19 protein-coding genes are annotated in these 16,543 nt (G+C 68.3%); 7 read left to right on the top strand and 12 right to left on the bottom strand.

Annotation, left to right across the window (positions count from 1 at the left end; translation table 11 throughout):
- Positions 1 to 10: 10 nt before the first annotated feature.
- From U4012_RS03715 to gstA, 3 genes are all read right to left on the bottom strand, one after another.
- Positions 11 to 1,300: a TolC family protein gene (locus U4012_RS03715; protein ID WP_321796279.1), complete on the bottom strand. Its 1,290-nt coding sequence runs from the start codon at positions 1,298 to 1,300 to the stop codon at positions 11 to 13.
- A gap of 91 nt (positions 1,301 to 1,391) precedes the next feature.
- Positions 1,392 to 1,772: a hypothetical protein gene (locus U4012_RS03710; RefSeq protein ID WP_044848309.1), complete on the bottom strand. Its 381-nt coding sequence runs from the start codon at positions 1,770 to 1,772 to the stop codon at positions 1,392 to 1,394.
- Between the two features lie 86 nt (positions 1,773 to 1,858).
- Positions 1,859 to 2,491 carry a glutathione transferase GstA gene (gstA, locus tag U4012_RS03705; protein ID WP_321796276.1) on the bottom strand — a complete coding sequence of 211 codons (633 nt, stop codon included), beginning with the start codon at positions 2,489 to 2,491 and terminating at the stop codon, positions 1,859 to 1,861.
- Between the two features lie 135 nt (positions 2,492 to 2,626).
- Between gstA and U4012_RS03700 the strand changes: the two genes are divergently transcribed.
- Both U4012_RS03700 and U4012_RS03695 read left to right on the top strand, forming a co-directional pair.
- The gene (locus U4012_RS03700) at positions 2,627 to 2,983 is read left to right on the top strand and encodes a winged helix-turn-helix transcriptional regulator (RefSeq protein ID WP_124487024.1); all 357 of its coding nucleotides are present in this window, start codon (positions 2,627 to 2,629) and stop codon (positions 2,981 to 2,983) included.
- Between the two features lie 21 nt (positions 2,984 to 3,004).
- A complete protein-coding gene (locus U4012_RS03695) occupies positions 3,005 to 3,373 on the top strand; it encodes a hypothetical protein (RefSeq protein ID WP_044848306.1) in 369 nt (122 codons plus the stop codon).
- Positions 3,374 to 3,496: 123 nt separating this feature from the next.
- Here the strand turns inward: U4012_RS03695 and U4012_RS03690 are convergent, their stop codons facing one another.
- The 3 genes from U4012_RS03690 to U4012_RS03680 form a co-directional block, all read right to left on the bottom strand.
- Positions 3,497 to 4,417, bottom strand: a complete 921-nt coding sequence (locus tag U4012_RS03690; RefSeq protein WP_321796271.1) for a LysR family transcriptional regulator — start codon at positions 4,415 to 4,417, stop codon at positions 3,497 to 3,499.
- Positions 4,418 to 4,552: 135 nt separating this feature from the next.
- Positions 4,553 to 6,013, bottom strand: a complete 1,461-nt coding sequence (locus U4012_RS03685; protein WP_321796269.1) for an FAD-dependent oxidoreductase — start codon at positions 6,011 to 6,013, stop codon at positions 4,553 to 4,555.
- A gap of 263 nt (positions 6,014 to 6,276) precedes the next feature.
- Positions 6,277 to 6,621 carry a cupin domain-containing protein gene (locus tag U4012_RS03680; protein ID WP_124487026.1) on the bottom strand — a complete coding sequence of 115 codons (345 nt, stop codon included), beginning with the start codon at positions 6,619 to 6,621 and terminating at the stop codon, positions 6,277 to 6,279.
- A 198-nt stretch (positions 6,622 to 6,819) separates the two neighbouring features.
- On the opposite strand from U4012_RS03680, the gene U4012_RS03675 reads away from it, so the two are divergent.
- From U4012_RS03675 to U4012_RS03665, 3 genes are all read left to right on the top strand, one after another.
- Complete coding sequence (locus U4012_RS03675) at positions 6,820 to 7,728, top strand: helix-turn-helix transcriptional regulator (protein ID WP_321796266.1); 909 nt, start codon at positions 6,820 to 6,822, stop codon at positions 7,726 to 7,728.
- Between the two features lie 168 nt (positions 7,729 to 7,896).
- Positions 7,897 to 8,847, top strand: coding sequence for an agmatinase (speB, locus tag U4012_RS03670; protein WP_321796264.1), 951 nt, complete (start codon positions 7,897 to 7,899; stop codon positions 8,845 to 8,847).
- Positions 8,848 to 8,869: 22 nt separating this feature from the next.
- Positions 8,870 to 10,351, top strand: a complete 1,482-nt coding sequence (locus tag U4012_RS03665) for an aldehyde dehydrogenase family protein (RefSeq protein WP_321796262.1) — start codon at positions 8,870 to 8,872, stop codon at positions 10,349 to 10,351.
- Between the two features lie 125 nt (positions 10,352 to 10,476).
- On the opposite strand, the gene U4012_RS03660 is transcribed toward U4012_RS03665, so the two are convergent.
- Positions 10,477 to 10,881 carry a nuclear transport factor 2 family protein gene (locus U4012_RS03660; RefSeq protein ID WP_321796260.1) on the bottom strand — a complete coding sequence of 135 codons (405 nt, stop codon included), beginning with the start codon at positions 10,879 to 10,881 and terminating at the stop codon, positions 10,477 to 10,479.
- 384 nt (positions 10,882 to 11,265) lie between these two features.
- Here U4012_RS03660 and U4012_RS03655 point away from each other — a divergent pair, with 384 nt between their 5' ends.
- Positions 11,266 to 11,856: a GNAT family N-acetyltransferase gene (locus tag U4012_RS03655; protein WP_044848062.1), complete on the top strand. Its 591-nt coding sequence runs from the start codon at positions 11,266 to 11,268 to the stop codon at positions 11,854 to 11,856.
- Positions 11,857 to 11,908: 52 nt separating this feature from the next.
- On the opposite strand, the gene tam is transcribed toward U4012_RS03655, so the two are convergent.
- The 4 genes from tam to U4012_RS03635 all read right to left on the bottom strand — a co-directional run bounded on the left by tam (position 11,909) and on the right by U4012_RS03635 (position 14,887).
- Positions 11,909 to 12,694, bottom strand: coding sequence for a trans-aconitate 2-methyltransferase (tam, locus tag U4012_RS03650; protein WP_044848061.1), 786 nt, complete (start codon positions 12,692 to 12,694; stop codon positions 11,909 to 11,911).
- Between the two features lie 120 nt (positions 12,695 to 12,814).
- Positions 12,815 to 13,249 (bottom strand): GNAT family N-acetyltransferase, encoded by a 435-nt coding sequence (locus U4012_RS03645; RefSeq protein WP_044848060.1) that lies wholly within the window; start codon positions 13,247 to 13,249, stop codon positions 12,815 to 12,817.
- Between the two features lie 82 nt (positions 13,250 to 13,331).
- Positions 13,332 to 13,532, bottom strand: coding sequence for a hypothetical protein (locus U4012_RS03640; RefSeq protein ID WP_321796649.1), 201 nt, complete (start codon positions 13,530 to 13,532; stop codon positions 13,332 to 13,334).
- Between the two features lie 35 nt (positions 13,533 to 13,567).
- The gene (locus U4012_RS03635) at positions 13,568 to 14,887 is read right to left on the bottom strand and encodes a DUF3422 domain-containing protein (RefSeq protein ID WP_321796255.1); all 1,320 of its coding nucleotides are present in this window, start codon (positions 14,885 to 14,887) and stop codon (positions 13,568 to 13,570) included.
- A gap of 161 nt (positions 14,888 to 15,048) precedes the next feature.
- Here U4012_RS03635 and U4012_RS03630 point away from each other — a divergent pair, with 161 nt between their 5' ends.
- Positions 15,049 to 15,924, top strand: a complete 876-nt coding sequence (locus U4012_RS03630; protein WP_044848057.1) for a LysR family transcriptional regulator — start codon at positions 15,049 to 15,051, stop codon at positions 15,922 to 15,924.
- Here U4012_RS03630 and U4012_RS03625 read toward each other — a convergent pair whose 3' ends face one another.
- On the bottom strand, positions 15,925 to 16,485 hold the full coding sequence (locus U4012_RS03625) for a hypothetical protein (protein WP_321796248.1): 561 nt from the start codon (positions 16,483 to 16,485) through the stop codon (positions 15,925 to 15,927).
- Between the last annotated feature and the right edge of the window lie 58 nt (positions 16,486 to 16,543).

Below are 16,543 nucleotides of genomic sequence, written 5' to 3'. Positions count from 1 at the left end.
AGGTTCTCCTTCACTGCGCGGCGGCCATCGTCGACGGCACGACCTGATATTCGAGCTGCGCCCAGGTCCGCGACACGTCGCGTCCGAGCTCGAGCACCTGCAACTGCGCGTCCAGTTGCGCGCGCCGGGCGGCGAACGTGTCGGCGAGCGAACCGGTGCCGGCCCGGTAGGCGGCCGTGGCGAGCTGCACGCGCTGCCCGGCGGCGGGCAACAGCGATTCGCGCAGGGTCGCGAGGCGTTCTCGGCCGCTTGCCAGCGTTTCGGACTGCGTACTGATATCGGCTTGCACTTGACGCAGCGTGTCCTCGTACATCAGGCGCGCCTTCGTCGCGAGCGCGGCCTTTTCGGCGACGTCGCGGTTCTGCCGGTTCTTGCGATCGAGCGGCAACGGGATCGTGACACCGACGGACACCATGTTCGAATACGCGCCGCCGCGCTGCTGGTACGCGATTTCCCACGTCCAGTTCGGGCTGCGCTCGCTGTCGGCCACCGCGGCGTCGGCCTCGGCGACCGCGATGTCGTCCGCGGCGGCGACGAGCGCCGGTTGCGACACGCGCAGTTCGTCCGGCGGCAACGACGCCACGAAGGATTCGGGCGCGGGCGGCGTACCCGTCACGTCCGTGACGGGCGCAGCCGTCCAGCGGCCGAGCACGATGAGTGCGGTGCGATAGGCCTGCCGCGCGTCGAGCACCTGATCCTGCGTTTGCGCCAGCATCGCGCGAGCCTGGACGACCTCGCCCGCGCTCGCCTTCGCGCCGCGATACGACGCCTGCGTCGCGTTGAGCTCATGCCGCATGTGATCGAGCAGCGCCTGGCGAAGCGCGAGCGCCTGCTTCGCGTAGATGGCGTCGAGCCAGGCCGCCGCGGTCCGCTGGCGCACCGTGGCCAGCTGCACGAGATAGTCCGCGCGTTCGCGGCCGACTCGCTCGTCGGCCAGCGCCGCGCGCAGCCGCCGCTTGTCGCCGGACACCCATTCCTGCTCGATGCCGATGCGGCGCATCGTCATGAAGTCCTGGCCGACGGTGAAGCGCTGCCCGCCGTTGACCGGCAGGTTGTCGATGCCGGCCTTGAGCATCGGGTCCGGCAGCTGGCCGGCCCTGACTGCCGCTTCCGAACTCGCGCGCACCGAAGCCTGCGCGGCCTGCATCGACGCGGAACGTTCGGTGGCGGCCTGCAGCGCGGCGTCCAGCGTGACGGGCGACTGCTGCGCATGGGCGCCCGCCGCCAGCAGCGCCGCCCAAAGCACGGGCGCGCGCCGGCACGCACGCCGCATGCGCGGCGTGCAGAAATCGAATGACATGGTGTAACCCCAAGTCGGAACCCGAATGGATTCCACGTCCCGAACACGGGACGAACCTCACCGCCTCGGCGGTGAACCGGTCAAATCGGGATCAGCTGATGCGGGGCGGGCGCCACAACCCGTTCGGGTCGCGGATCGGGACGGACTGCGCGTAGTGGAAGACGATCGTGCTGGCGAATGCAGCGGGACGGCTCACGTCGGCGCGGGCGGCCGGGTGATAGAGACTGCCGAACTGGCATTGGGCCGTCACCTTGCAGGCCATGCCCTTCGCTTTGGCCTTCGTGGTGTCGGTGGGCGACGCTTTCATCGAATCGCAGCCGCTCATGTCGGCGGACATGCTCATGCCCGTCTTCGCTTCCATCGACATCGTGTGCTGCATCGGACATTCACCGGTCAAGCCGCTGGCTGCCAGCCCGCTGATGGGCAGCACCGCGCAAAGCAGCAGCAGGATGAAGGTCCGAAGCAGTTTCATGGCGGCGATTATAGCGCGGCGGTTTGCGGTATGGCGCGGCGACGTGAGCGGCTTCTTACGGTGTCCGGCGCCGCCCCCAAAACGCGCTAGCGTGCCAGCCCATCGGCGGCGAGCACCTGCTGTACGGCCGGCCGCGCCCGCACCCGCTCGTACCACGCGCGCAGGTTCGCATGGCGGCTCAGGTCGATGTCCGCGTTGTACACCGAGCGCATCCAGTCGGCCTTGCCCCAGCCCGTCAGCGCGAACAGGTACGCATCGGCGACGGTGAACGTGTCGCCCGTCACGTACGGGTTGCCGTCGAGCTGCCGGTCGATCCACGCAAAGCGGCTGTCGAGCTTCTGCCGCACCGGGTCGACGTATTGCCCCGCCTGCACCGCGTAAAGCAGCGGGATGAAGCCCTTGTGGATCTCGGTGCCGAGGAAGTTCAGCCATTCCATCAGCCGGTAGCGGGCGAGCGTGCCGTACGCGGGCGCGAGCCGCGCTTCGGGGCGCCGGTCCGCGAGATACTGCGCGATCACCGGTCCTTCGCGCAGCATCGTGCCGTCGTCGAGTTCGAGCAGCGGCACGTAGCCGAGTTCGGTCACATCGTAGTAGTTGCGTCCGCCTTCAATGACGTGTTTGCGCGCGTCGACCTTGATGACCTGCGCGTCGATGCCGCTTTCGCGCAGCACGATGCAGATGGCCTGCGAACAGCTGCCGGGAGCGTGATAAAGCTTCATGCGTTTCCTTGATTGGATGGTTCGACTATCGATTCGCCGCGACGCGGGCGCTAATATCTCGCATCGGCGCGGCGCTGAGAAGAAGGCAGTCGTTTGTGCCGTAGTCACAAAAAAGTTACCGACAGGGTCAGCGGCATGAAGACGAGTGCGACAGGATGTTCCGTGGAAGAAGCGATGCGCATGCTCGGCGGCCGCTGGCGGCTGCTGCTCGTGTCGTATCTGCTCGACGGGCCGAAGCGCTTCAGCGACCTGCGCCGCGACATGCCCGGCATCTCGCAGCGGATGCTGACGCTCGATCTGCGCGCGCTCGAGGACGCCGGCTTCGTGCGGCGCACCGTTTATCCGGAGGTGCCGGTGCGCGTCGAGTACGATCTGACCGCGGACGGCGACCGGCTGCGGCCCGTCGTCGAGGTCATGCGCGCATTCGGGCTGTGGCTGAAGGCGCGCGATGCGCATTGCGAGGTCGACGCGCAAGCCGCGCTGCCCCGATAACCCCTTACCGAGAGAAACATCATGGAACTACACGCTACCGTCGGCGCGGCCACGTCCGATGTCGACGACGACGAAAGCTTCGCGAACATCTATTGCCACGACGCGGCGCAGAACTATTGCTTCTCGCTGCTGCGCTTTCCGGAGGAAACGTCGATCGAGGTGATGGTGCTCGACCAGCTCACCGCGCACGTGAACGATCTGTCGGTGCGGCTCACGGGCGACACGCTCGACGTCGAACTCGACGAGCGCACCGCCGCGCGGCTCGACGGCAACACGCATTACGTGATTCATCTTGCGCCCGGCGAACACGATCCCGTCGCGCTGCGCGCCGCGCTGAAGGAAATCTTCGACGGCAAGAGCGGATATCGCGACGACAGCGCAAGCGCGTAACGCGGCCCGCCCGATACTCGTTCACATCCCGCGCGTTCGCCCGCCGCCCGCGACACGCGTTTCGTGATTCCTGCCGCTGTTCCTCGCGCCCGCGGGGCGGCCGGACCTCACGGGCGGCACGCGCTATGCAGCCAGCGCGGCCGCCTTGATGTTGAACGCGCGCAGCAAGTCCTCGCGGAACGCATCGACGATCGGCTTGCCGCTCGCGTTGCGCTTCATCGCGAGATGCAGCGGCACATCGAAGCCGAACGTCGCACGGCCGACGGCCTTCACGAGCCCGCGCTGCTCGAACGGCTCCGCGTAATGCGCGGGCAGGTAGCCGAGATGGCCGCCCGACAGGATCAGGATCGTCGCGGCCTCGATGCTGTCCGCGCTCGCGGTCACGCGCCGCTCCGGCAGCGGACACTGTTCCTCCGGCACCGGATAGGTACGCCACACCCAGTCGTGCGCCTGCAGGTCGTCCATCGACACCGGCCGCGACACATGGAACAGCGGATGGCCGCGACCGCAGTAGATCACCTGCTCCTCGTTAAACAACGGCGTGTAGTCGAGCCCCGGCACGCGATGCCAGAAATACCCGATCGCGAAATCGAGCTGGTTGTTGACGAGGCCCTCCTCGAGTTCCTGCGGCGATGCGACCTTCATCGAGAACGTGACGGCCTGGTCGCGCTTGCGGAACGTGCCGATCGCGTCGGCGACGCGCGCGTTCTCGACAAGCGGCGCCTGCCCGATCAGCCCGATCGACAACGTGCCTACCAGCTTGCGGTCGATGTCGCGCACGCGCGCGACGAACTCCGACGTCGCCGCGACCAGCGTGCGCGCCGTGGCCGCGAAGCGTTCGCCCTTCGATGTCAGCCGAAAGCCGCCGCGACCGCGGTCGCACAGCTTGAAGCCGACACGCGCTTCCAGCGCGGAGAGCTGCGTGCTGATGGTCGACTGCCGCACGCCGAGCGATGCCTCGGCGGCCGTGATGCCGCGTGCGTCGACGACGGCCAGGAAGACCCGGATGAGCCGGAGATCGAGATCGGTGGTATTCGAAAACATGCTTCAAGCCGCTGCGCTTCTCGCGCGTTGCCGGGCCGGCACGACACCGGCCGCCCGCGCCGATGAACCTGACCGGACGCGCGCCGTCATCGGCAACTGCACGCGCCATACCCGTCGTTCGTGAACGACCGGCGCTTACATCGGGAAGCCCATCGCCTTGAGCCCGTTGATCCACGCGCGCTTCCAGCCGCCTTCGGCATCCGCGCCGTCGAACGCGTGGAACGTGATCTTCGCGGCGACCCAGCGCATCGGCTCGGGCGGGATGTAGCCCGGGCTCTGGTTCGCGATGTCGAGCTTGCGCTCCGGGCTGTCGCGGTCGAACAGGATGTTCAGCCCCATGAACGCGCCGAAACGGCTCGCCGCGACGCCGAAGCCCGTGTAGCCGGCGACGAACACGGCCTTGCCGCCGAGATAGCGCTTCGCGAACACCGAGCCGCGCGAGCAGTAGTCGATCGGGCCGCCCCACGCGTGCGAGAAGCGCACGTCCGCGAGTTGCGGGAAGGTCCGGTAGAACGCCTCCGCGAGCCGGTAGTAGGTTTCGCGCCGGCCGTCCTGGTGCGGTTCCGGGTCGCCGTCGAAGTGATAGCTGACCAGTCCGCCGAAGATGATGCTGTTGTTCTTCGTCAACCGGAAATAGTTGAGCTGCGTGCGCGTGTCGTACACGCCCTGGCGATTCTTCCAGCCGATCCGCGCGAGCTGTTCGTCGGTGAGCGGCTCGGTCGCGAGCACGTGATCGCGCACCTGCATCACGCGGCGGTTGATATCAGGAATGCCAACCTTTGCGGTGCCGCTGCCGAACACGACACGCGGCGCGCGCACGCTGCCCTTCGGCGTCGTCACGTACACGGTGCTGCCTTCGTCGGTGACGGTCGTGAGCGGCGTGTGCTCGTACAGCTTCACGCCGAGCTGCAGCGCCGCGCGCTTGAGCCCCCACGCGAGCTTCGCCGGATGCACGATACCGCTGCGGTTGCGCGACCACAGCGCGCCCGCGAACAGCGGCGAGTTCAGTTGCTCGAGCGTTTCCTCGCGGTTCAGCAGCACGACGTCGTGCCCGTATTCGCGATGCAGGTCGTAGTCGCCCTTCAGGTGCGCGAGGTGCCCGGGGTCCACCGCGACTGTCATCTCGCCGTTCCACTCGATGTCGGCGTCGATGGCGTAGCGCTTCAGCGTGTCCTCGAAGCCGTCGAGGTTGTGGTGGCCGAATTCCTCGAGCTGCGCGATGTCGTTCGGGAACACGCGCACCGCGTTCGGCAGCCCGTGCATCACCGACGTCGAGATGATCCCGCCCGCGCGGCCCGACGCGCCGTGCGCGACCTTGCCGGCCTCGATCAGCACCACCTTCAGGTGCGGCATCTGTTCCTTCGCCTGCACGGCCGTCCACAGCCCGGTGAAGCCGCCGCCGACGACCAGCAGGTCGGCCGTCACGTCGCCGACGAGTTCCGGCTCGGCGGCCGGCGCGGCCGGGTTGTCGAGCCAGTACGGGAACAGTTTCGTATTCGCGAGCGCCTCGGCGGCGCTCAGTGCGACCGGTACGTGACGCGCGGCGTGCGCGTGAGCCGGTGCGGCTTGTGTTGCTTCGTTGACTTCCATTTCCATGATCCCAGCCATTCCACGTGATCGCGGCCCGCGCATGCGATGCGTGCACGGCGTGCCGAATTCGCCGAATTCAGCGATTGCGCCGATTACTTCTATCGCCGCGGTTGCCTCGGTTGCGCCGACGGCGACGATCGGCGCGATGCACCGCAAGCCGCGACGCGTGCCTTCGACACCCGCGCAACGCACGTCGCCTGCAGTCGATCGAAAACGCCGCCGCCGGGCCTCGCGTCAACCTGACGACGACGCCACGGCGGCCGCTCGCATCACGACTTCTCGAGCAGCACGTAGAACTTCTTCGCGTCCTCGATCGTTTCCCAGCGGCCCGCGAAACCGGCCGGCAGCAGGTAGCCCTGGCCCGGCGTGAATTCCTTGCGGTTGCCTTCGACATCGGTCAGCGCGATCCGGCCCTCGACGAGCCACACCGCTTCGTCCGCCGCGGTTTCCGGGAACTCCACGGAGCCGACTTTGCCTTCCCACCAGCCGATGAGGTAGCTGCCGCTCTTGCCTTCGGCCGCGCGCCAGTCGCTTTCGTCCATCCCGAAGTCGAGCTTCGTGAATTCGCCCACGCCTGCGCCCAGCGGCAGGATGTCCTTGATCAGTTTGGTCATTTGAATCTTTCGTCTCTCGATTGAAAAAAGCAGAGACAAAGTTACTCATTTACACTGCCCCGGTATGCCCCCCTGCGGGGGGGACAAACCGCGTTTTCCGCGGCGCGCAGGGTCGCAGGACTCCGTACCGTATTTCCCCCTAATGACGTTTTTGACTTCGGACGCTAGAATCGCCGCCGCTTTTCACCGGGGAACCGCATGCTGCTCAACGTGAACCCCTTCCACCGCGACACCGACCGCTTCAACGTGTCGTTCAAGGCGCTGGGCGAGCTGATCGAGACGGTCGGCACGCCGCACTTCGTGCCGCGTCTCACGCAACTGCTGAACGACGTCGTGCCGCTCGACGTCGCGCACGTCGAGCGCTCGCGCGTCGACGGCACGATGCCCACCGGCTACCGCTGCGAATGGATCGGCAGCAGCGGCATCGGCACCGCGACCGCCGACATCTCCGACGTGATGACGCTCTACTACGAGCGCTTTCTCGACAGCGACCCGCTGTTCGCGGGGCTGCGCGGCAAGACGGGCACGATGCTGGTCGTGCGCGACATCGCGGCGATCCCGCCCGGCGAATTCCGCCAGCGGCTGTTCGACGACGTGCATATCGGCCATGAATGCGTGCTCGCGCGCGGCACCCGCTATGCGCAGCATTCGATCGCGCTGGAACGCGGCCGCGACCGCCCGCCGTTCACGCTCGCCGAAATGAACCGCTTTCGCAGCATCAGCGACGTGCTGTTCCCGCTGCTCGAGCTGCACGCATCGACCACCGCCGCGCGGCGCATCGCGCACCCGATGCCCGACGTGCATCCGCTCGCGCAGTTCGACGCGCGGATCGCGGCCGACGGCGTGAAGCTGTCGAAGCGCGAATACGAAACCTGCAAGCACCTGATCTCCGGCAAGACCGTGCCGGAAACCGCCGACATCCTCGGCGTGCGCGTCGCGTCGGCCGAGTCGTACGTGAAGCGTGCGTTCGCGAAGCTCGGGGTGCGCACGAAGCGCGAGCTGGCTGCGTGGGGCTCGGCCGTGCCGGCGTTTCCTGCGGCCGCAATGCGTGACCACGTAGGCGACGACGGCGACGACGCCGGCACGCCGCCCGCGATCGCCGGCTGATCCGGTCGCGCGTCGACGGCCGCCCGCCGCCGGTCGCGCCGCGTCGATGCGGCGGCGCCGTTCGCATCGAGATCCGTCGATGTAAACGTTGCGACTTCAAGATCTTCGCGCCCGCGTTCTCCTCTACCATCGGCCGATCGCTTTTCACCATAAAGAGGAGACGGCCCCATGCACCGCGAACTGAACCAGCCGATGGGCGGCAACGAGATGCCGCGCTTTGGCGGCATCGCCACGATGATGCGCCTGCCGCAGGCCGACACGACCGACGGCCTCGACGTGTGCTTCGTCGGCGTGCCGCTCGACCTCGGCACGTCGAACCGCTCGGGTTCGCGCTTCGGCCCGCGCCAGATCCGCACCGAATCCGTGCTGCTGCGCCCGTACAACATGGCCACGCGCGCGGCGCCGTTCGATTCGCTGCAGGTCGCCGACATCGGCGACGTCGCGACCAACCCGTATGACCTGAAGGATTCGGTGCGCCGCATCGAGGACGCGTATCACGAGATCGTCGCGAACGGCTGCCGGCCGATCACGCTCGGCGGCGACCACACGATCGCGTGGCCGATCCTGCGCGCGCTGCACAGGAAATACGGCAAGGTCGCCGTGGTGCACGTCGACGCGCACGCGGACGTGAACGACACGATGTTCGGCGAGAAGATCGCGCACGGCACGCCGTTCCGCCGCGCGGTGGAAGACGGCCTGCTGCAATGCGACAAGGTCACGCAGATCGGCCTGCGCGGCACCGGCTATCACGCGGACGATTTCGACTGGTGCCGCCAGCAGGGCTTCACCGTCGTGCAGGCGGAGGAATGCTGGAACCGGTCGCTCGCGCCGCTGATGGCGCAGGTGCGCGAACGCGTCGGCGACACGCCGGTGTATCTCAGCTTCGACATCGACGGTCTCGATCCGTCGTTCGCGCCCGGCACCGGCACGCCGGAAATCGGCGGCCTGTCGGTGCAGCAGGGTCTCGAGATCATTCGCGGGATGAAGGGGCTGAACATCGTCGGCGCGGATCTCGTCGAAGTGTCGCCGCCGTACGATCCGACCGGCACCACCGCGCTCGTCGGCGCGAACCTCGCATTCGAGATGCTTTGCGTGATGCCGGGCGTCGCCTACCGCTAATCCGATCGACAGGAACACGTTCATGTCCACCGCCGAGCTTTCCCCTTCCGCCGCGGCCATCGTGCTGCCCGCCGCGCGCATCGCCGGCCAGCCCGTGCGCACGCATTCCGATGAAGCCGGCGCGCCGATCTTCGATGCGTCGACCGGCGCGACGATCGGCTGGCAGGAATTCGCGACGGCCGCGCACGTCGACGCCGCGGTCCGCGCCGCGCGCGACGCGTTCGCCGGCTGGCGCGACACGCCGCCCGCCGAGCGCGGCCGCCTGCTCGCGACGATCGCCGAGCGCGTCGAAACCGACCGCGAGCGGCTCGCGACGCTGCAGATGCAGGTGAGCGGCAAGCCGCCGTTCGAGGCCGAAGCCGACGTCGGCGATGTCGCCGCGACGTTCGCGTATTACGCGACGCTGTGCGGGAACCCGGCGCTGTTCGAGGCCGAGCCCGTCGCGTTGCCGAGCGACACCGTCGCGGCCGAGCGCTTCCACGACGCGGTCGGCGTCGCCGCGCTGATCGTGCCGTGGAACTTCCCGATGGTCACGACCGCATGGAAGCTTGCGCCCGCGCTCGCGGCCGGCTGCACGGTCGTGCTGAAGCCGTCCGAACTGACGTCGCCGGCCGAGCACGCGCTGCTCGACCTGATCGCCGAAGCCGGCGTGCCGGACGGCGTCGTCAACGTCGTGAACGGCGGCGCCGAGGTCGGCGCCGCGCTCACCGCGCATCCGCTGATCGACAAGATCTCGTTTACCGGCAGCACGGCCGCCGGCCGCAAGGTCATGCAGGCCGCGGCCGAGGACATGAAGCGCGTGACGCTCGAACTCGGCGGCAAGTCGTCGCTGATCGTGCGCGACGACGCCGATCTCGACGTCGCAGTGTCGCTCGCGGTCGCCGGCGCCTTCACGAACGCGGGCCAGATGTGCTCGGCCACCGCGCGCATCCTCGTGCACGACAGCCTCTATCGCAGCTTCATGGCCGCTTTCGAGACGGCCGTGCGCGCGCTCGTCGTCGCGCCGCCTGCCACCGCGGAGGTCGCGATGGGGCCGATGATCTCGGCCGCGCAGCGCACGCGCGTCGAGGCGATGCTCGCGCAAGGCATCGCGGCGGGCGCGCGCGTCGCGTTCAGCGGGCGCGTCGCCGAGGCCGGCGGCAATGGCTTCTTCATGGCGCCCGTCGTGGTCGCGGAGCCGGCCGCCGACAACCTGCTGTGGACCGACGAGGTGTTCGGCCCGGTCGCGTGCGTGAAGTCGTTCCGCACCGACGACGAGGCGATCGCGCTCGCGAACGACACGCGCTACGGGCTCGTCGCGACCGTCGTGACGCGCGACGCGGAAGTCGCGAAGCAGTTTCAGGCACGCGTGCGCGCCGGGCTCGTGTGGATCAACGCGCCGCAACTCATCTACCCGCATGTGTGCTGGGGCGGCTTCGGGCTCAGCGGAATCGGCCGCGAACTCGGCGTGACGGGCCTGCGCAGCTACCAGGAACTGCGCCACGCGATGCGCGCGATCGATTGACCTGCGCGGCCGTTCAGGCCGCCGGCGGCACCATCCCCGGCGGGCCGGCGCGGCACCGCGGGCCATGCCGGCCGCGCGGGATGCCGAAGCCGCCGGGCACCACGCGCGGCGCATCTTCGGCACCGTCACCGTCGATGCGCGGCCGCTTCGGCCTCCGTATCGTGATACTCGACGAACGCCGCGATCTTCCCGTTTTCGATCGTGAGCAGGTGTACCCAGTCGTCCTCGTACGTGCGCCCGGTCGAATGGACACGCCAGCGTTGCGTGCCGAGCACGACGACCCGGTTGCCGCTCGCGATGAACTCGAGCGGCTCGAAGCGTTCCGCGGTCTGCGCCGACGCAAGCGCCGCGAAGAACGCCGCGACCGCCTGCTGCCCATGTCGTCTGCCGACGAACGGAACGACGTCGGCCGGCCCCGGGATGAACCAGTCGACGCTGTCGGAAAGCGTCTGCAGAATGCCCTCGATATCCGCGCGGCCGAACGCCGCGTATGCCTGCTGCACGAGTTGCACGTTGTCTTGTTCGCTCATCGCCCTCTCCCGTCATCGCAGGTTCGCCGCGGACAATTCAGCATAGTCGAACCGCGAGGCGGCCCCCATGAGGGTCTCCGGCAATCGGGCCGTGTGGATTCCGTATGAGCATCCGTTGCGTGATCGCATCGCCCTGCCAAATGAAGCAATGCGCCGACGAATACGCGGCATGGCCGGGATCGGCGCTCCGCCACGAGACGAGATGCGGATGAGTCCGCGCCGATATCCCGCATAATCGGGCGTTGAGCGCCGCCGCGGGAAGAGACATCGTGCGAGCGCATCAATTCAAAACAGGAACGGGTGCGATCCGGCTCTCGCTGCAAGGCGGCGGCGGCCGCCCCGGGGGAAGACCAGGCAATCCCGCTGAAGACAGGACACCGACACATGGACCGAGCCGAGCACATCAGCATCGAACAGGCGGTCGATCTGCCCGCCGACGAACTGAACGGATGCGACTTTTCGTTCGAGATCGCGTGGGAGCTGAATGCGCCGTACCAGGATCTGCTCGATTTGCGCGCGCTGCCCGTGCAGCGCAAGGACTACGGCTTCGATCCGGCCGGCTGGGCGCGCGAGGCGTCCGGCGGCACCGCGCTGTTCCGCGCGAGCGCGGGCGGGCGCCTCGCGGGATTCGTCGCGATCACCGAAAGCTGGAACGGGATGGCCGAGATCGCGGAACTCGCGGTCGACCGCAGCTGCCGGCGGCAAGGAATCGGCCAGTTCCTGCTCGCGGCCGCGGAAGCGTGGGCGCGCAGCCGCGGGTTCGGCTTCATGCGGCTCGAAACGCAGGCGAACAACGTCGCGGCCTGCTGCACGTACGCGCGGGCGGGCTTCGTCGTGGGCGGCCACGACCGCTTCCTGTACGCCGACGGCGCGAACGACGGGGAAGTCGCCCTCTTCTGGTACAAGGATCTGCGCGACGGGCAAAGCGCGAAGAGCCGGACGGTCGATCCGGAATCGATGCGGCCGCTGTCGTGACCGACGACCCGCCGCCGCCCGCTCCGGTCCTGCTTGCGCCTTTGCTTGCGCCTTACTTCCGCGTCGCGACGATGAACAGGCGCGGGAACGGCAGCAGCACGGTGCCGTCGTCGAGCGACGGGTAGCCATCCGGACCGGCGAGCGCATCGCGATAGCGCGCGACGAACGCGTCGCGTTCGCCTTCATCGAGTGCCGCGAGGAACGGCCGCAGCGCGCTGCCCTTGAACCATTCGACGACCGCATCGGCGCCGCCGCGCAGCGGATGGTAGTAAGTCGTGCGCCAGACATCCACCCGCGAACACGACGGCGACAGCAGCGCGTAGTAATACCGCGCGTCGAACCGCTCGGTGCGCGCCGCGCCTTTGAGCTTGTCCGCCCAGGGCCCGCCCGCGGCGACCGCGCGCATCAGCCGGTGCGCGGGTTCGTCGAGGTTGTCGGGCATCTGCACCGCGAGATGGCCGCCCGGCGCGAGCCGGCCGACGAGCGACGGAAACAGCGTGTCGTGCGCCGGCACCCATTGCAGCACCGCGTTCGACAGGATCAGGTCGTAGCCGCCCGGATCGTCCCACGTGGAGACATCCGCGAGATCGAAACGCAGCGCGGGCAGGCGCTTGCGCGCGGCCGCGATCATGTCCGGCGACGCGTCGATCCCGCGCACCGTCGCGTCGGGTGCGCGTGCGATCAGCGCTTCGGTCGAATTGCCCGGCCCGCAGCCGATGTCGAGCGCGGTATGGATCGGCGTGTCCGGCACGGCGGCCAGCAGGTCGCGGACAGGCCGCGTGCGTTCGTCTTCGAATCGCACGTACTGTCTGGCGTATTGATCGGGTGGAATTGTCACGATATGCCTCCGGCTCGGCGTGGACGGCGTCGCGCTACCCGTCGCCGTCGATGCAGCACATGCTGCGATCCCGCCGGTCTTCGGTAGCGACGCCGGCGCGGTGACGTCAGGCTACCTCGCTCAAAGCGTCTTGACCATGAACACGCGCGCCGTCCCTTCCGGCTCGCACGGCACCTCGCCGAACGCCTCGTAACCGTGCTTCCGGTAGAAGTCCGGCGCCTGGAACGTAATCGTGTACAGCACGGCGCGCGCACACCCGCGCCGCTTCGCCTCCGCTTCGGCCTCGCGCAGCAGCCGGCTGCCGAAACCGCCGCCACGCAGCGATTCCGGCAGGTAAAAGAGGTCGATGAAGAAGAGGCCCAGCGACGTCCGGCCGGTGAGGCCGCCCACGACCTCGCCGGTCGCGGGATCGGTCACGTAGACGTCGAGCGCCGCCGTGTCGGATCGGCCCGTCATCGCGTGGTTGAACTCGCCGAGCTTGCGGCTGATGAGGTCGCGTGCGGCCGGCTGCTCGATGTCGGTCAGTTGAAGCGAAACGGCGGGATGCGCGTTCATGGCGTGAAGGTGTACGTGAAGGGGCCGCCGGGCCTGCAGCGTCCACGGCGGACGTCGTGAATCGACGCGAAACGACCAGGCGTCAGTTGTACCCGAGAATCGCCACCGCCGCGACATCCGGCCGATCGATCGTGCTGCCGACGAGCGACGTCATCGGCTCCTGCAGCACGGCCTGATACGACGTCACGCGCACCTCTTCCGGCGCGCCGGCGTCATCCCGACCGGGTTCGTCGAATGCGTCGTAGCCAGTGAAAAAACCCGCTTGCGTTTGCGTAAAAGTCATCTCCACTCCTTTCGATATGTCGTCGATGTTCTGATTCAATTTGCCTGTTGCAACGTCGCCGCTTGCACGGCTGCGCCGCCATGCGCGGCCTCCGACCGCGCGAGCTGCGCGCGCGCGCGCCGCGTGATGTGAATCACCGCGAACACGACCGGTGCGATCAGCAGGCCTTCCGCCAGTTCGGGATCGACCGGCAGGTTCATCACGTGCAGCGCCTTGAACGCCGCGGTTGCGAGCGACAGCACGTAGTACGAAATGGCCGCCACCGACAGCCCTTCGACCGCGTGCTGCAGATGCAGCTGGTTGCGCGCGGTACGCTCCATGCCCGCCAGCAGGCGCGTGACGTCCTTTTCCTGCGCGAGATTCACGCGCGTGCGCAGCAGGTCGACCGCGCGCGCGATCCGCGCGGCGATCTGCTCGTGACGCGCCCACACGCTGCGGCAGGTTTCCATCGCCGGCGCGAAGCGCCGCTCCATGAACTCCGCGATCGTCGGCATCCCTTCGATGCGCTCCTCGCGCAGCTCGTGGATGCGCGCCAGCACGAGCTTTTCGTAAGCTCGCGACGCGCTGAAGCGGCCGCCGGACCCCGACAGCGCTTCGACCCGCACCGCGAGATGCGTGAGCTTCACGAGCAAGGCCGCGTCGTCGCCGTCGGCGCCGCCCGCGTCCATCCGCTGCATCAGCGCATGCAGCGCCGCGTGGATCTCGTCGAGCTCGCGGCTCATCCGCCGTGCGACCGGCAACGCGAGCAGCGCCATCATCCGGTACGTCTCGATTTCATGGAGGCGTTGCAGCAGGCGGCCGCCCTGCTCCTCGCGGAAATCCTCGTCGACGACGAGAAAGCGCATGAAGCCGTCGTCGCGCACGTGCCAGTCGCAGTACACCTTGCCGCCGCCGAGCACGTTGCTGCCGACGAGCGCGGGCCCGTCGATCCAGCGGCGCAGGTCGCCGCACACGAGCCGCGCGGCATCGCCCGACAGCAACTCCATGCGCACCGCGACGAAGCGGATGCCCGCGAGCCGTGCGAACCAGGCGGCCGGAATCCCTTCGATCGCGAGATCGTCGAAATAGCCGGTGTCGCGGCGCGGCGCGACGAACGTAAAGGTCGAGAATTCGGTGTGGCGCTCCCACTTCAGGTACCAGCCGCCCGGCGACTGCACCGCGTAGTGGGTCGCGCCGTCCTGCGGCGCGGCAATGCCGGTGTCGCGGCACAGCGCGTGCAGCAGCGTTTCGTGGATGTCGGGCTGGCCGTCCGCGTAGATCGCGTAGTGCGTGAGCGACACGGCTTCGGCGAGCCGCAGGAACGGCCGGGCATGCAATTCCGCGGCCAGTGCGGCACGCAATGGATGATCCATCATCGGTACACCACTCTTCCCTGTTCGGCGCTGCGTGCCGGGCTGGCCGGCGTGATCGCCGCACCGCATCGAACGATGCGGCCGGCTCGATGCCACTATGGCAGACACACAGCGACAATAAAAACGCATAATGCTGATCGTTACGTTCAGTTTTCCTGATACCGATGAAGATGCTCGATCACGACGTGCTGGCCACCGTCGTCGCCGTCGCGGAAACCGGCAACATGACCCGCGCCGCCGAAGCGGTGAACCGCTCGCAATCGGCCGTGAGCATGCAGATCAAGAGCCTGGAAGACGCGATCGGCCGGCCGCTGTTCGTGCGCAAGCCGCGCAGCATCGTGCTGACGCGCGAAGGCGAGGTGCTGCTGGGATTCGCCAGACGAATGCTGGCGCTGCGCGACGAGGCGTGGGCGGCCGTGGTGCGGCCGGAAGTGACGGGTAAGGTGGTCATCGGCGTGCCGGACGACTATGCGTCGTCGCTGCTGCCGTCGGTGCTGAAGAAATTCTCGGCGACCTATCCGAAGGTCGAGATCCAGGTGATCGGGCTGCCGAGCAGCGCGCTCGCGCCGCTCCTGAAGGACGGCACGGTCGATCTCGTGTGCGGCACGCGCATCAAGGGGCTGTCCGGCGACTTCATCCGCCACGAGCCGATGGCATGGGCCGCGATGACGAACGGGCCGCGCGTATGGGAAGAACGGCCGCTGCCGATCGCGGTGTTCATGCCGGGCAGCGTCGCGCGCGAGAACGCGATCCGCAGCCTCGAACGCGCGAAGCTGCCGTTCCGCACTTCGTATGAAAGCCCGAGCCTGCTCGGTCTGCTCAGCATGGTCGAGGCCGGCCTCGCGGTCGCGCCGCTCGCGCGCTGCGCGATACCCGCGCAACTGTCGATGCTCGGCCGCTCGCACGGGCTGCCCGATTTGCCGCCGCTCGAACTGATCCTCGCGCGCAGCACGAAATCGAAGCGCCCGCCGTGCGACTTTCTCGCGGAACAGCTGATGGAAGACCTGCAGCGCCAGACCGGCCAGACCGGCGACGCGTGATCAGCGCGTCGCGCCGAACCCGGCCGCGCCCAGCGCCGCATTGACGTTCGCGGCCACCCGATCGACGAGCGCTTCCAGCGTATCGCCGCATACCTGCGCGTGTTCCGGCGCGACGTGCTCCGCGCGTTGCCAGCCCCACTGCGCGCCCGACACGACCGATAGCGTCGCGCCGAAGCGGTTGCCGTGGCGGCGGCCGAAGGTGCTCACGCGCCGCCCGGCCACGTAGTCCTGCTCGGGCAGGCAGAGCCGGATCTCGACCGCGACCTGGTCGCGATCGTTGACGCGCGCGGCGGGGCTCACCGACGCTGCGAACACCTTGCCGATCCGCCAGGTCACGAAGCTCTCCCAGGCCTCGAGCGGCCCGCCGGCCGCGTCGACCCGCTCGGTGTCCACCGACCACTGATGCCGGTCGGGCACGACGATCGCCTGATGCAGCAGCATTTCGGCCACGCGCACCGTCGTCACGAGCTGACGCGCGAGTTGCTGGCCGGACGGCAGCAATGCCGTCCGTAACCGGCCGCTCGCCGGCCGCGCGACAGGTACGGCTTCCAATAGATCCATGACTCCTCCGTATTCGTGATCGGCGCCGCGCACGCAGCATCGCGCGCCGGTTCGCCGC

Origin of the sequence: Burkholderia sp. BCC1988, from assembly GCF_905339895.1 — a bacterium.
Classification (GTDB): domain Bacteria; phylum Pseudomonadota; class Gammaproteobacteria; order Burkholderiales; family Burkholderiaceae; genus Burkholderia.
Note: the sequence above shows the minus strand (reverse complement) of the source record. Positions and strands in the feature narration are given on the sequence as shown.

Excerpts from the sequence above, each read along its gene's own strand:
- U4012_RS03715 (WP_321796279.1), bottom strand. The coding sequence starts at position 1,300 with ATGTCATTCGATTTCTGCACGCCGCGCATGCGGCGTGCGTGCCGGCGC.
- U4012_RS03710 (WP_044848309.1), bottom strand. The coding sequence starts at position 1,772 with ATGAAACTGCTTCGGACCTTCATCCTGCTGCTGCTTTGCGCGGTGCTG.
- gstA (WP_321796276.1), bottom strand. The coding sequence starts at position 2,491 with ATGAAGCTTTATCACGCTCCCGGCAGCTGTTCGCAGGCCATCTGCATC.
- U4012_RS03700 (WP_124487024.1), top strand. The coding sequence starts at position 2,627 with ATGAAGACGAGTGCGACAGGATGTTCCGTGGAAGAAGCGATGCGCATG.
- U4012_RS03695 (WP_044848306.1), top strand. The coding sequence starts at position 3,005 with ATGGAACTACACGCTACCGTCGGCGCGGCCACGTCCGATGTCGACGAC.
- U4012_RS03690 (WP_321796271.1), bottom strand. The coding sequence starts at position 4,417 with ATGTTTTCGAATACCACCGATCTCGATCTCCGGCTCATCCGGGTCTTC.
- U4012_RS03685 (WP_321796269.1), bottom strand. The coding sequence starts at position 6,013 with ATGGAAATGGAAGTCAACGAAGCAACACAAGCCGCACCGGCTCACGCG.
- U4012_RS03680 (WP_124487026.1), bottom strand. The coding sequence starts at position 6,621 with ATGACCAAACTGATCAAGGACATCCTGCCGCTGGGCGCAGGCGTGGGC.
- U4012_RS03675 (WP_321796266.1), top strand. The coding sequence starts at position 6,820 with ATGCTGCTCAACGTGAACCCCTTCCACCGCGACACCGACCGCTTCAAC.
- speB (WP_321796264.1), top strand. The coding sequence starts at position 7,897 with ATGCACCGCGAACTGAACCAGCCGATGGGCGGCAACGAGATGCCGCGC.
- U4012_RS03665 (WP_321796262.1), top strand. The coding sequence starts at position 8,870 with ATGTCCACCGCCGAGCTTTCCCCTTCCGCCGCGGCCATCGTGCTGCCC.
- U4012_RS03660 (WP_321796260.1), bottom strand. The coding sequence starts at position 10,881 with ATGAGCGAACAAGACAACGTGCAACTCGTGCAGCAGGCATACGCGGCG.
- U4012_RS03655 (WP_044848062.1), top strand. The coding sequence starts at position 11,266 with ATGGACCGAGCCGAGCACATCAGCATCGAACAGGCGGTCGATCTGCCC.
- U4012_RS03645 (WP_044848060.1), bottom strand. The coding sequence starts at position 13,249 with ATGAACGCGCATCCCGCCGTTTCGCTTCAACTGACCGACATCGAGCAG.
- U4012_RS03640 (WP_321796649.1), bottom strand. The coding sequence starts at position 13,532 with ATGACTTTTACGCAAACGCAAGCGGGTTTTTTCACTGGCTACGACGCA.
- U4012_RS03635 (WP_321796255.1), bottom strand. The coding sequence starts at position 14,887 with ATGATGGATCATCCATTGCGTGCCGCACTGGCCGCGGAATTGCATGCC.
- U4012_RS03630 (WP_044848057.1), top strand. The coding sequence starts at position 15,049 with ATGAAGATGCTCGATCACGACGTGCTGGCCACCGTCGTCGCCGTCGCG.
- U4012_RS03625 (WP_321796248.1), bottom strand. The coding sequence starts at position 16,485 with ATGGATCTATTGGAAGCCGTACCTGTCGCGCGGCCGGCGAGCGGCCGG.